The organism is Vibrio sp. B1-2 (genome assembly GCF_963888445.1).
GTDB lineage: Bacteria > Pseudomonadota > Gammaproteobacteria > Enterobacterales > Vibrionaceae > Vibrio > Vibrio anguillarum.
Window position 1 is genome coordinate 36,489 of record NZ_CAWPJH010000044.1, and the last position, 13,472, is coordinate 49,960.

Annotated in this window: 10 protein-coding genes; 5 read left to right on the top strand and 5 right to left on the bottom strand. The window is 43.7% G+C overall.

The annotated features are described in order from the left end of the window. Positions 1-31: 31 nt before the first annotated feature. Positions 32-1,228, top strand: a complete 1,197-nt coding sequence (manA, locus tag AACQ75_RS16845) for a mannose-6-phosphate isomerase, class I (RefSeq protein ID WP_170889109.1) — start codon at positions 32-34, stop codon at positions 1,226-1,228. A gap of 94 nt (positions 1,229-1,322) precedes the next feature. Here manA and AACQ75_RS16850 read toward each other — a convergent pair whose 3' ends face one another. From AACQ75_RS16850 to gyrA, 3 genes are all read right to left on the bottom strand, one after another. Next, the gene (locus AACQ75_RS16850; protein ID WP_017042466.1) at positions 1,323-1,499 is read right to left on the bottom strand and encodes a hypothetical protein; all 177 of its coding nucleotides are present in this window, start codon (positions 1,497-1,499) and stop codon (positions 1,323-1,325) included. A 125-nt stretch (positions 1,500-1,624) separates the two neighbouring features. Continuing rightward, positions 1,625-3,271 carry a methyl-accepting chemotaxis protein gene (locus tag AACQ75_RS16855; protein WP_017046166.1) on the bottom strand — a complete coding sequence of 549 codons (1,647 nt, stop codon included), beginning with the start codon at positions 3,269-3,271 and terminating at the stop codon, positions 1,625-1,627. Positions 3,272-3,620: 349 nt separating this feature from the next. Then, entirely contained in the window at positions 3,621-6,344 is a 2,724-nt protein-coding gene (gene gyrA, locus AACQ75_RS16860; protein WP_017044297.1) for a DNA topoisomerase (ATP-hydrolyzing) subunit A, read from the bottom strand. A 294-nt stretch (positions 6,345-6,638) separates the two neighbouring features. Between gyrA and ubiG the strand changes: the two genes are divergently transcribed. The 4 genes from ubiG to yfaE all read left to right on the top strand — a co-directional run bounded on the left by ubiG (position 6,639) and on the right by yfaE (position 11,589). Then, positions 6,639-7,346, top strand: coding sequence for a bifunctional 2-polyprenyl-6-hydroxyphenol methylase/3-demethylubiquinol 3-O-methyltransferase UbiG (gene ubiG / locus AACQ75_RS16865; protein ID WP_017044298.1), 708 nt, complete (start codon positions 6,639-6,641; stop codon positions 7,344-7,346). A gap of 480 nt (positions 7,347-7,826) precedes the next feature. After that, positions 7,827-10,109, top strand: coding sequence for a class 1a ribonucleoside-diphosphate reductase subunit alpha (gene nrdA, locus AACQ75_RS16870; RefSeq protein ID WP_017046168.1), 2,283 nt, complete (start codon positions 7,827-7,829; stop codon positions 10,107-10,109). 68 nt (positions 10,110-10,177) lie between these two features. Next, a complete protein-coding gene (nrdB, locus tag AACQ75_RS16875; protein ID WP_010318364.1) occupies positions 10,178-11,311 on the top strand; it encodes a class Ia ribonucleoside-diphosphate reductase subunit beta in 1,134 nt (377 codons plus the stop codon). Next, positions 11,311-11,589, top strand: a complete 279-nt coding sequence (yfaE, locus tag AACQ75_RS16880; protein ID WP_013857000.1) for a class I ribonucleotide reductase maintenance protein YfaE — start codon at positions 11,311-11,313, stop codon at positions 11,587-11,589. Before nrdB ends, yfaE begins: the two co-directional genes overlap by 1 nt. Positions 11,590-11,656: 67 nt before the next feature. On the opposite strand, the gene AACQ75_RS16885 is transcribed toward yfaE, so the two are convergent. Both AACQ75_RS16885 and AACQ75_RS16890 read right to left on the bottom strand, forming a co-directional pair. Continuing rightward, positions 11,657-11,911 carry a hypothetical protein gene (locus AACQ75_RS16885; protein WP_013857001.1) on the bottom strand — a complete coding sequence of 85 codons (255 nt, stop codon included), beginning with the start codon at positions 11,909-11,911 and terminating at the stop codon, positions 11,657-11,659. 263 nt (positions 11,912-12,174) lie between these two features. Next, complete coding sequence (locus tag AACQ75_RS16890) at positions 12,175-13,413, bottom strand: CinA family nicotinamide mononucleotide deamidase-related protein (RefSeq protein ID WP_170889110.1); 1,239 nt, start codon at positions 13,411-13,413, stop codon at positions 12,175-12,177. Positions 13,414-13,472: the final 59 nt, after the last annotated feature.

Below are 13,472 nucleotides of genomic sequence, written 5' to 3' on the forward strand. Positions count from 1 at the left end.
GTTTTTATTTTGATTTTTTGTGAGATGTACTATGACCAATAACAAACAACCTTTCTTTTTGATGGACAATGTCATCCAAAACTATGCGTGGGGAAGCACGACTTCGATTCAGCACTTGTTTGATATTGCTAACCCAACCAACGCTCCACAAGCAGAAATTTGGATGGGAGCACACCCAAATGGATGCTCACAAATTCATGTGAATGGAGAACCTGTTTCGTTGCTTGAGATGATCAACCAAGATAAAACAGCGTTTCTTTCTGCTGCTACTGCAACAACCTTTGGTGAGTTACCTTATCTTTTCAAAGTACTTGCCGCAGCGAACGCCCTTTCGATTCAAGTTCACCCAAGTAAGCAAGAAGCGGAAATTGGTTTTGAGAAAGAAAACCAAGCGGGGATCCCACTCAATGCCGGACATCGCAACTATAAAGATCCTAACCACAAGCCGGAATTGGTTTACGCCCTTACCCCTTATCAAGCGATGAATGGGTTTCGCCCAATCACAGAGATTGTTGAACAATTTCAAACGCTGAATATCAATGCGATTTCAACCCTAGTCGATGCTTTTGCACACAACCCAACATCACAAGGTTTAAAAACCTTTTTTAGTGCATTGCTATCATTAACTGGCGAGCAAAAAGAACATACGGTGAATGCATTATTAGCGTATGCCCATCATCATTCAGGTGATGATCTTTTTGGGCTCATTTTAGAGCTGGCACAACAGTACCCCGGTGATATCGGTCTATTTTCTCCATTAATGCTCAATGTACTCACTTTAGCTCCGGGTGAGGCCATGTTTTTAGACGCCAGAACGCCACACGCCTACTTGAAAGGTACCGGGCTTGAAATCATGGCCAATTCAGACAACGTATTGCGCGCTGGCCTAACACCCAAACACATGGATATTGAAGAGCTCGCATCATGCACGCTATTTGAAGAAAAACCCGCTTCAAGCCTGTTATTGAAACCAATCGAAGAAAATGGAGCATTACTGTTCCCTGTCCCAGTCCGCGATTTTAAGTTTGCGATTTACCTCAATGCCGCGCAAGTTAACGTGAAAATCAACAGTGCCGAAATTATCTTTGCCATTGATGCTGATGCGACCTTAACCCATGACAATGGTGAGTCTCTAACCGTGAAAAAAGGTCACTCAATCTTCATCCCCGCATACGCTGAACATTATCAACTGTCATCACTTGGACGTGTCGCACGCGCGTATAATTAACAGCCGACGTGATAAACAAAAAAGCCAGCATCTGTTCTGCTGGCTTTTTATTTGGGATTATTACGAAAATTTGCGCTAATCGATTTGTGGGCAGTTAGATATTCTGCGACTGCTTCCAAACCGCCAGTTCAACCCACATTTGTTCAAGTTGTTGCAACTCTTCTTCTGTGAGCAGTGCTAAGGTCGTTTGAGATTCAGATGTCGGACCGTCTTTGAGAGAGCGAATCTGCGCATAAAAATCCTTCTTTAATTGCGATATCACAGGGTCCACAACCGATTCCTATAAAAATACTAAAATTCTCAAAAATAATACCATTTTTCATAGACATGTCTTATGTCGTGTTAAGTTATGGAATAGTTATCACATTTCTAATATCTAAGCCTAAAGTATCAAAATTACAATTTAAAATTATTCACTAGGCTATCGAGTTGCTTAGAAACTTTTTTCAAATGTTCGCTACTGACAGTGAGCTCCTCAGCTACTGTTGTTGTTTCCATGGTGAGATGATTAATATCTTCAACGGTGCGGTTGATTTCACTGACCACACTTGATTGCTCTTCCGTTGCCGTCGCCACTTGAATGTTCTGATCACTAATATTCTCTATATAAACGCGGATCTGTTTTAGCGAACTATTGGCATTTTCAGCTTGTTCAACCACCAACAAACTCTGCTCTCGGCCCTGGGACATTGCCCCAACCGCCCGTTTCGATTCTTCCTGTAAGTTATTAATGACTCTTTGAATTTCTTCGGTTGATGCAGCAGAACGGCTTGCTAAATTTCGCACCTCATCGGCAACGACCGCAAAACCTCGACCTTGCTCTCCCGCTCGCGCCGCCTCAATCGCTGCGTTCAATGCAAGTAAGTTCGTTTGCTCGGAAATGCTACGAATAGTCTCAAGTATCGAGCTGATGTTAACCACTTGACCAGCCAAAGAGCCTACGACTTGTGCAGCTTGCTCTAATTCAGTGATCAAATCTGCAATTTGCACTTGTGCTTTCTCTACTACAGTGGTGCCATTTTCCGCCTGATGAGTGGCCTGTTTCGCAACGTCAGCAGCTTGAGCTGCGTTGTTTGCAATTTCGCCTACCGTTGCACCTAGTTCATGAATGGCAGTGGCCACTTGAACTGTTCTATCACGTTGCGAAGTGCAGTTGTTTTTGGTTAATAGTGCCCGAGCTGAAACTTGGTTAGCCGTATTCGCTAATTCATAAGAACTCGAAGCCACTTGCTTGATCGCTACATGTACTTTCTCAATGAAGTCGTTAAAACTGTCGCTAATTTTCGATAACTCATCTTGACCACCTAAATCAATACGAGCATCTAGCGCCATGTTTTCAGCTGCCAAAGCAATCGATTTTTGTAGGCTGGCCACTCGCGTTTTTAGGCCGATAACAATAAAGAATGAAGTGACAAACGAAATTAGCACGCCAATACCAATAATGATAAACATGTGATTTTGCCCTTGGGCATAACTCTTTTGGCTATTGACGTTCTGCTGTTTGGCCTGCTCTAGTAGCGAATCGAGGATCACATTGGCTTTTTTACGCAGTTCACCATAGGTAACCGCGTATTGATCTCGGTATATGTTGCGCGCCGTATCTAGATCGCCCTTTTCAAATGCCGCCAACATAGGATTAAGCTGAGTACTGACCATTTTTTCAAAGTCAGTCAACAGCTGCTGAACTTGTCTACGCTGTTCTGGATCCACTTGTGACTGAACTGCGTGCTCGACAGACTGCCTCATTTCAGGGATATCTTCGTCACGTGTCTCTTTCACGCGTGTGAGGACACCCTTTTTATCTCTTAACGACGTCTCTTGAAGTAACATCATATCGATACCAACCCGCATACGGGGAATTCGAGAGGCAACTTCAGCCATTGAACGCATTGGCGCGGCCGTATTGAGATAGAGCTGTTCTGCCTGTCGTTGAATCGTCGACATGCTATTGAAGCTCGCCATTCCAACAATAATCAACGCAACGCAAGGTAATAACACCGCAAAAATTAATCGCGATTGTAAGGTAAACCGATTAGCAAACATCTTTTATATCCTTTTTAGTTGTAGCGCCATTATGTTATGGGGACAGATCTTAACCAATGAATGGTTTCTTATTTATTAAAAAGTTATCTTTTCTAGAAATTAAATTAATGACTTTTATGACGTTAACTCAATAGCTAAGTATAGGCAATTTTAGGTTGAATGAGAGATGTGGAGTCAGCCGTATTTGTGGCACAGATGATCTTTTCAAAAAGACCACCACGATTTCAACGCTGAATGGAAATCCTTCACTTGTTAGATGGGCTGCTCGCTAGAAGTAAAAAGCCGAAGCAATCAATGCTCCGGCTTTTATTCTTTATCACCTTAGAATAAAGGTGGATATGTGAAACGATTACTCGTCTTCAGAATCGCTGCTCGGTTCAGAGTCAGCCTCTTCTGCGTCACTTTGTACTTCTAAAATTGCAACGCTCGCTTCACCTTCTGGCAATTCCTCACCTTCTGGTAACTCAACATCTTCAATTTCTTCAATACGTTGTAAACCTACGACGTTTTCATCTTCAGCGGTGCGAATCAAGGTCACACCTTGAGTATTGCGTCCCACTTGGCTCACTTCCGCGACGCGAGTACGAACGAGCGTACCGGCATCGGTGATCATCATGAACTCATCGCCTTCTTCAGTTTGCACTGCGCCGACAACTTGACCATTACGCTCAGACACCTTGATTGAAACAACGCCTTGAGTTGCACGACCTTTAGTTGGGTATTCCCCTAAGGTTGTACGTTTACCATAGCCGTTTTGTGTCACTGTTAAGATGTCGCCGTCATTTGAAGGAACAATCAGCGATACCACTTGGTCGCCTTCTGCTAGCTTCATACCACGAACACCGGACGCTGTGCGTCCCATGGCGCGAACACCTTTGAACTTAATTTCTGGCTGGCCATGTTCATCAAGAACAGGCTGACCGTTTTCATCCAATACTGGTGTTTCTTCTGATTCTTTAAAGCGAACCACTTTACCAAATTTAGAAAACAGCATAATTTCACTGTTGCCATCGGTAATGTCCACACCAATCAAAGAGTCATCTTCACGCAAGTTAACCGCGATCAAACCGTTAGAACGCACGTTGGCAAAGCTTGAAAGTGATGTTTTCTTCACTGTACCGTCACCGGTCGCCATAAAGATAAACTTATCATCACTAAACTCAGTGACTGGCAAAATCGCAGTAATACGTTCCCCTTCTTCCAGAGGAAGAATGTTAACGATAGGTTTACCACGCGCTGTACGGCTCGCTAGCGGTAATTGATAGACTTTCAAACGGTATGTCTTACCACGAGTCGAGAAGCAAAGAATATGGTCATGAGTATTCGCCACAAGAAGACGCTCAATGTAGTCTTCTTCTTTCATCTTCGTCGCGCTCTTACCTTTACCACCACGGCGTTGTGCTTCGTAATCGCTGAGGATCTGGTATTTCACATAACCTGCATGAGAAAGTGTAACGACCACATCTTCACGAGCAATCAGTTCTTCCATGTCGATATCGTGAGTTGCCGCGGTAATTTCAGTGCGTCGTGCGTCACCAAAAGCATCACGAACAGTTTCAAGCTCTTCGCGGATCACTTCCATCAAACGTTCAGTGCTAGCAAGGATATGCATCAGTTCAGCGATTTCTTCCAGAAGAGCTTTGTACTCATCAAGAATTTTTTCGTGCTCTAAACCTGTCAATCTGTGCAGACGAAGTTCAAGAATTGCTTGGGCTTGTTGCTCAGTTAAGAAATATTTGCCATCACGGATACCGTATTCTGGTTCAAGCCATTCAGGACGAGCGGCATCGGTCCCAGCACGTTCAAGCATTGACGCTACGTTGCCAAGATCCCAACCACGAGCAATCAAGCCTTCTTTTGCTTCTGCTGGCGTTGCTGCGCGGCGAATCAATTCGATGATTTCATCAATGTTGGCTAACGCGAGAGCCAGTGCTTCTAGAATGTGGGCACGATCACGAGCTTTACGCAGTTCAAAAATAGTACGACGCGTCACCACTTCACGGCGGTGATCAACAAAGCATTTCAACATTTCTTTCAAGTTGAATAGCTTAGGTTGACCATTATCCAGCGCAACCATGTTGATGCCGAATGTCGTTTGTAACTGTGTTTGAGCGTAAAGGTTGTTCAGAACTACTTCACCAACCGCATCACGTTTACATTCGATAACAATACGCATGCCGTCTTTATCAGACTCATCACGCAGTGCACTGATGCCTTCGACTTTTTTCTCTTTAACCAACTCAGCAATTTTTTCAATCAAGCGTGCTTTGTTCACTTGATAAGGGATTTCTCTGACGATAATGGTTTCTTTACCATTCTTCTCGACTTCGATATCCGCTTTAGAGCGCATGTAGACTTTACCGCGCCCTGTTTTATAAGCGTCGATAATTCCTTTGCGGCCACTGATTAATGCTGCTGTTGGGAAATCTGGGCCCGGAATGTAGTCCATCAACTCATCAATGGTGATGTCTTCATTATTTATATAGGCCAAGCAACCCTCAACCACTTCCGTTAGGTTATGGGGTGGAATGTTGGTTGCCATACCTACTGCAATACCGGATGAGCCATTCACCAGTAGGTTAGGAATTTTCGTAGGAAGAACCGCAGGGATCTGTTCTGTACCGTCATAGTTCGGTACATAATCGACCGTTTCTTTGTCGAGATCGGCAAGCAGTTCGTGGGCAATTTTTGACATGCGTACTTCGGTGTAACGCATTGCTGCCGCAGAGTCACCATCGATCGAGCCAAAGTTACCTTGGCCATCGACCAACATGTAACGCAATGAGAACGGCTGCGCCATACGAACAATCGTATCGTATACAGCACTATCACCATGCGGGTGATATTTACCAATCACATCGCCCACAACACGGGCAGATTTTTTATATGGTTTATTCCAATCGTTACCAAGCACATTCATCGCGAATAGAACGCGACGGTGTACTGGTTTTAGGCCATCACGCACATCTGGAAGAGCACGACCCACGATAACGGACATCGCGTAGTCTAGGTATGAACCTCTTAGCTCATCTTCAATGTTTACGGGCGTGATCTCTCTAGCTAGATCGCTCATAGAGCCATTATCCCTCTATCTTTTGATCGTATATTCGATACGTACAAGGCCGAAAAATATAACACATAATTCACTACTTCGGCATCCCTTTCCCTTTCCTTTTATCAGGTTGTGACCTTTGTTGTGTATCAAGTGCCGAGAAATTGCACATTCATTCCATACCCGGCTGATTAATGGCCAAATTTTAGCCAAAAATTAATGAAATAAAGATAACCTGTAGCCTGTGATAATCAACTGGTTATAATACCCCACACAACTAAAGATGCCTATTTTGACAGCAAGAGCGAATCTAACATGACTAAAGCACAAAACGTTGATCTTAATGAAATTAAAAAGTTTGAAGAGATGGCGTCACGCTGGTGGGATCTGGATGGTGAATTTAAGCCACTGCATCAAATTAACCCGTTAAGATTGAACTATGTGTTGGTCAATGCCAACGGCCTATTTGGCAAGAAGGTGCTCGATGTTGGATGTGGTGGCGGAATTTTAGCCGAAAGCATGGCGCGAGAAGGTGCACAAGTGACTGGCTTAGACATGGGCAAAGAACCGCTTGAAGTCGCTCGTTTACATGCTTTAGAAACCGGAACAAAGCTCACTTATATTCAAAGTACGATTGAAGATCACGCCGCTGACAACCCACACACATATGATGTTGTCACTTGCATGGAAATGCTTGAGCATGTTCCAGATCCATTGTCCGTTGTTCAAGCCTGCTCTGCGTTGGTCAAACCCGGCGGTCATGTTTTCTTTTCTACGCTCAATCGTAATTTTAAGTCTTACCTGTTTGCCATCGTGGGCGCAGAGAAGTTGCTACGCATTGTTCCAGAAGGCACACATGATCATGAAAAATTCATCCGCCCATCGGAACTGATTAAGATGATTGATAAAACAAACCTGCAAGAGCAAGGAATAACAGGCCTACTTTATAACCCGTTAACCGATACTTACCGTTTAGGGCGCAATGTTGATGTCAATTACATCGTTCATACTCAGCTTTTTTAAAGTCAGTGGTCATCTAATATGCCATTATCGATAGCGTATTGCTCACGTTAAAAATTAAGCCGAATAGCACATTTTTTCTCGGTTTCTAGGCTGTTTTTTGTGCTCTAGATTCCATTTTAACCACATCGAAAATCGCTCCCTTTTTTCCTCAAAGATCAAGAAGTTTTTTTTTGATTGTGGTTACATCTAAACCAAACTCAAAACGGTAATTTTCTACAATCAAATCGGCTCTTTGATCATCAGTAAGTGGGTACTAACTGTTTTTTTTATTTTTGCTAGTTATCCACAAGCTGTCCCAGATCTGTAACTTGAAATGAGCTTCAGATAGCACTATCTTGTAACTCGCAAAGCAAAGAACCCCTATATGTTGTGTTTGCACTACAATATATAGATAAATTCAGATCACAAAGCCGCGATGAAATTTACAACAATTCTACAAAAATACGGCCTTAATCAGTTTTGTTAGGGAAATGAAGCAGAATGAACCAAAAACTTACTGTCACCAAGCGTGATGGACGCAAAGAAACAATTGATCTTGAGAAAATCCACCGTGTAATCGCGTGGGCTGCGGAAGACCTGCACAATGTCTCTGTATCACAAGTAGAACTGAAAGCTCACATTCAGTTTTACGATGGTATTACGACCTCTGACATCCATGAGACTATCATCAAATCCGCTGCCGATTTGATTTCAGAAGAGACGCCAGATTACCAATATCTAGCGGCTCGTCTTTCGGTGTTCCATTTGCGTAAAAAAGCCTACGGACAATACGAGCCACCCACTTTGTACAACCATGTCTCTCGTTTGGTTGAAATGGGCAAATACGATAAGCACCTTATCGAAGATTATACTCGCGCAGAATTTGAAGAACTCGACACTTATATCGATCACGCACGTGACCTTAATTTTTCTTACGCCGCGGTAAAACAGCTTGAAGGTAAGTACTTCGTGCAAAACCGTGTGACGAAACAAATTTATGAGAGTGCCCAGTTCCTCTACATTTTGGTCGCCGCTTGCTTATTCGCGAAATATCCAAAAGAAAACCGTCTCGATTACATTAAGCGTTTTTACGACGCAACATCAATGTTCAAAATCTCGCTGCCAACGCCAATCATGTCGGGCGTGCGCACGCCTACCCGTCAATTTAGCTCATGTGTGTTGATTGAATGTGGTGACAGCTTAGATTCAATCAATGCCACAGCAAGCTCTATCGTGCGTTATGTATCACAGCGTGCGGGTATTGGTATTAACGCGGGCCGCATTCGTGCATTAGGCTCGGAAATTCGCGGTGGTGAAGCATTCCACACAGGTTGTATTCCTTTTTATAAATATTTCCAAACCGCAGTGAAGTGCTGTTCTCAAGGTGGTGTTCGTGGTGGCGCAGCCACTGTCTTCTACCCTTTGTGGCACGGTGAAGTGCAGTCGCTACTGGTATTGAAAAATAACCGCGGCGTTGAAGAGAACCGTGTTCGTCATATGGACTATGGTGTTCAGCTCAATAAGTTGATGTATTCTCGCTTAGTTCAAGGCGGTAATATCACCCTATTCTCCCCTTCTGATGTGCCTGGATTGTATGACGCATTCTTCGAAAACCAAGACGAATTCGAACGTTTGTATGTTCAATATGAGAATGACACTTCGATTAAAAAAGAGACGGTGAAAGCGGTAGAACTGTTCTCCCTATTGATGCAAGAACGTGCCTCCACTGGCCGTATCTACATCCAGAACGTTGACCACTGCAATACGCACAGCCCGTTTGATGCGTCTGTAGCGCCTGTTCGCCAATCCAATCTCTGTTTGGAGATCGCACTGCCGACGAAACCGCTGTCTAATGTTGAAGATAATGAAGGTGAGATTGCGCTATGTACGCTTTCGGCATTCAACTTAGGTTCAATTCAATCTCTGGATGATTTCGAAGAGTTGTCTGATCTTGTGGTTCGTGCGCTAGATGCACTGTTGGATTATCAAGATTACCCACTGCCTGCCGCTTATAAGTCAACCATGAATCGCCGTACATTGGGTGTGGGCGTGATTAACTACGCTTACTATCTGGCGAAAAATGGCGTGAAATATTCGGACGGTAGTGCAAATGGTTTGACACACCGCACTTTTGAAGCGATGCAATATTACCTGTTGAAGGCTTCAGTCGCGTTAGCCAAAGAACAAGGCCGATGCCCTCTATTCCATGAAACAAATTATGCCAAAGGCTTGCTGCCTATAGACACCTATAAAAAAGATGTCGACCAAATTTGCGCAGAACCTTTGCATTATGATTGGGATGCGCTGCGCGCAGAGATCATGGAATTTGGCTTACGTAACTCAACGTTAACAGCGTTAATGCCTTCAGAAACCTCTTCGCAAATTTCCAATGCCACCAACGGTATTGAGCCTCCTCGCGGTTATGTTTCAGTAAAAGCCTCAAAAGATGGCATCTTGAAACAAGTCGTGCCGGATTTCATTAATTTGAAAGAGAACTATGAGTTATTGTGGAATATTGGTTCTAACAACGGTTATCTGCACCTAGTCGGCATCATGCAGAAATTTGTTGACCAAGCGATTTCCGCTAATACCAACTACGACCCCAGCGCGTATGAAAGTGGCAAAGTGCCAATGAAACAGTTGCTGCAAGATCTGCTGACGGCATATAAATTTGGTGTGAAAACCTTGTACTATCACAACACTCGTGATGGCGCGAAGGATGATCAAAAAGACGCAGTACAGGCACAAGATGATGATTGTGCGGGCGGCGGTTGTAAGATCTAACTCTATTTCACTCAACGTATTCAATAATGCTCCCCACGCAGGGGAGCTTAAAAGGGATTGAGGCATTTATGGCTTACAGTACTTTTTCTCAAAAAAAGAATGATCAACTCAAAGAACCGATGTTTCTTGGCCAATCGGTTAACGTGGCTCGTTACGACCAGCAAAAGTTTGAAATTTTTGAAAAACTGATAGAAAAACAGCTCTCGTTCTTCTGGCGTCCAGAAGAAGTCGACGTATCGAGTGATCGCATTGATTACAACAAGCTTCCAGATCATGAAAAGCACATTTTCATCTCGAACTTAAAATATCAAACGCTACTAGATTCAATCCAAGGTCGCAGCCCTAACGTGGCACTGCTACCGCTGGTTTCGCTTCCTGAAGTGGAAACATGGATTGAAACCTGGTCATTTTCAGAAACGATCCACTCACGTTCATACACTCATATTATTCGTAATATTGTGAATGATCCGGGTATTGTGTTTGATGACATCGTCGAAAATGAACACATATTGAAACGCGCAAAAGACATTGCGCACTATTACGATGATCTGATCCAACTGTCTAATGACTATCACCGTTTTGGTGAAGGAACACATCAGATTAATGGTGAGAGCGTCAAAATTAGCTTAGGTGACCTGAAACGTAAACTTTATCTTTGCTTGATGTCAGTCAATGCGTTGGAAGCGATTCGTTTCTATGTCAGCTTCGCCTGCTCATTTGCCTTTGCAGAGCGCGAATTGATGGAAGGTAACGCCAAAATCATCAAGTTGATTGCACGTGATGAAGCTTTGCACCTGACTGGTACACAGCATATGATCAACTTGCTGCGTAATGGACAAGACGATTTCGCTTTCTTACAAATCGCTGAAGAGTGCAAGCAAGAGTGTTTTGATTTGTTCAAAGCGGCTGCTGAACAAGAAAAAGAGTGGGCTGAATATCTGTTTAAAGATGGTTCGATGATTGGTTTAAACAAAGACATTCTGTGCCAATACGTTGAATACATCACCAACGTTCGTATGCAAGCGGTTGGTTTAGATATCGCCTACCCCGGCGCAACATCAAACCCAATTCCTTGGATTAATGCGTGGTTGTCTTCAGACAACGTACAAGTTGCACCTCAAGAAGCAGAAATCAGCTCCTACCTTGTAGGCCAAATTGACAATGAAGTTCGTGCCAATGACTTCGAGGACTTTGAGCTGTAATGGCGACCATTAAAATCAACAAAGTTACAACCATAGAATCAAACTCTTCCAATACTTTATTGGAAAGTATGGAGAGTGCGGGGCTAGAGCCAGAGTACAACTGTCGCGATGGTCACTGTGGTGCCTGTCGCTGCACGCTCGTTAAAGGCGAAGTGGAATACGTTGGTTTTGCGATGGCTTACACAGAGCGCAACGAAATATTGCCCTGTATTTGTAAAGCCAAAAGCCATGTGGAACTTGCTGGTGTTAATTATCGACCCAAAGCAAGGCGAGCCTAATCTCGATCTGCCAATAGTGCACTGTTAACGCATCACACATTGGCGCGTTAAAAAGGTAAAGCCAGAGCTATGCTCTGGCTTTATACATTCCTAGAAGAATGCCATCAGCCGTACCCATTGATACGGATTTGTTAGCGATTTCTCTGCCATCCCCATCAAACAATGAAAGTCTATATCCTTGATAGCTAGGCGTATCTAAGTCTGATGGAGCGTTGAGCCACAAAGAAACAACATCACTCATTTCATTACTCAATGCCTCACCTAAGATCACTTTTTGACTTGCAACTTTATACCAAACTAAAATTTTCGATTGGTTAAACATGTCAGCCTCCTGCTGAATTTCATCGAGCGGACTGACAGTGTACAGAGAAAAGGTGTGCAAAAAAGACCCAATTTTGAAACAATTTTATCTGATGCGTGAAATCATGAGCTTAGTCTTTAGACGAAATAATCATAAGCTAAGCACCTCACCGAACCTACGGAATAAGCTAAAAAATCATGCAGTTACCACCCGATACAATTTAAACACAAAGCACTTAATTATCAACAATTTAGGTTTAAAAATACGCTAACACATTGAGTTAATTAGCCAATGGCGCTCGCAGGTAAAAACATCTCTTTGACGGAGATTAGTGCCCCATACTGAGCAAAAATAGGCTTATTCGATAAATAGCGGCGTAACATATCAGCCGCGATGGTCCCCATTAACTCCCTCTGCTCATCGGCGCTGTAACGACGCTTGAATTTGAGGATCTGTCCCCACTCTCCCTGCGGAGCCGATAAAGCTAGGCTAAATTGATCATCATTTAATACACCAGTCACGAGCGATAACGAAGTAGAACACTTTTCCTTCGTTGCGCCAGCAAGCGCTAATGACGCCGCGAGTGGATCTTGATCGCCTAAGCCCGATTCAACGTTGCGGCTCAAAATCCAGCAGTGACCGCTCAACGCTTCCACTTGCTCGTTACTTAACAACCAACTGGCGAGCCAACCTTTGGTCGCTTGTTCTGCAATAGAGATCGATAATCCTTTGTCTTGCATTAAATGACCGATATGCGTGAGCATAGGTTCATCGACACTCACAACATGTTGTTCCAAATGCTGGTAGATGATCTGTAGTAGTTTTACTCGGCGTTCTAAATCACTTTTCGGACCAAACAATTTCACCTCAATAAAAGGCAGATAAGAACGATACCCCAGCATATACCCTTCCGGTAAGACTAATTTATCCAACTTATCTGAAATGGCCGACTCCGATGAACCCAGAGTGAATAAACGGCTGCACTCTAATCCCGTTTGTTGTGGGTATGTTGCTAGCAAGTCGGGTAAAACCTGTTCAGAGACCATCAGCTTAAACTCTTTGGGTACTCCGGGGGTGAAATAACAAACACAATCATTAATCTGAACTTTAAAGCCGCAAGCCGTCCCTATTGGGTTATCAATGATGTCAGAGAACTCCGGTAACATCGCTTGTTTGAGGTTACTTTCTGGCATCACAACACCACGCTGCGCAAAAAATTCGTCCAGTTTTTGCTTCCACAGCACAGACAACACCAACTTTTGGTCCGCCGCTTGAGCCGCCGCCGCCGCACTTAAATCATCAGACGTTGGGCCGAGCCCGCCATTCACGATCAATACATCATTATTGAAACTGAGCATCAGTAACTCTTCAACCAAGGCTTGCTGGCTATCGCCTACCGTTGATCGTTTTACTAACGAAAAACCGTGCTGGAAGAACTCACTGGATAACCAAGCAGCATTGGTATCGACAATATCGCCATGGAGCACTTCCTCACCCGTGCTTAACATTGCTATTTTCAACATATCATGGTGTCCTTTTGTGTACGCTTACAGGTGTGCTATCAATCAATACGGCAGAGAAT

Excerpts from the sequence above, each read along its gene's own strand:
- manA (WP_170889109.1), top strand. The coding sequence starts at position 32 with ATGACCAATAACAAACAACCTTTCTTTTTGATGGACAATGTCATCCAA.
- AACQ75_RS16855 (WP_017046166.1), bottom strand. The coding sequence starts at position 3,271 with ATGTTTGCTAATCGGTTTACCTTACAATCGCGATTAATTTTTGCGGTG.
- gyrA (WP_017044297.1), bottom strand. The coding sequence starts at position 6,344 with ATGAGCGATCTAGCTAGAGAGATCACGCCCGTAAACATTGAAGATGAG.
- ubiG (WP_017044298.1), top strand. The coding sequence starts at position 6,639 with ATGACTAAAGCACAAAACGTTGATCTTAATGAAATTAAAAAGTTTGAA.
- nrdA (WP_017046168.1), top strand. The coding sequence starts at position 7,827 with ATGAACCAAAAACTTACTGTCACCAAGCGTGATGGACGCAAAGAAACA.
- nrdB (WP_010318364.1), top strand. The coding sequence starts at position 10,178 with ATGGCTTACAGTACTTTTTCTCAAAAAAAGAATGATCAACTCAAAGAA.
- yfaE (WP_013857000.1), top strand. The coding sequence starts at position 11,311 with ATGGCGACCATTAAAATCAACAAAGTTACAACCATAGAATCAAACTCT.
- AACQ75_RS16885 (WP_013857001.1), bottom strand. The coding sequence starts at position 11,911 with ATGTTTAACCAATCGAAAATTTTAGTTTGGTATAAAGTTGCAAGTCAA.
- AACQ75_RS16890 (WP_170889110.1), bottom strand. The coding sequence starts at position 13,413 with ATGTTGAAAATAGCAATGTTAAGCACGGGTGAGGAAGTGCTCCATGGC.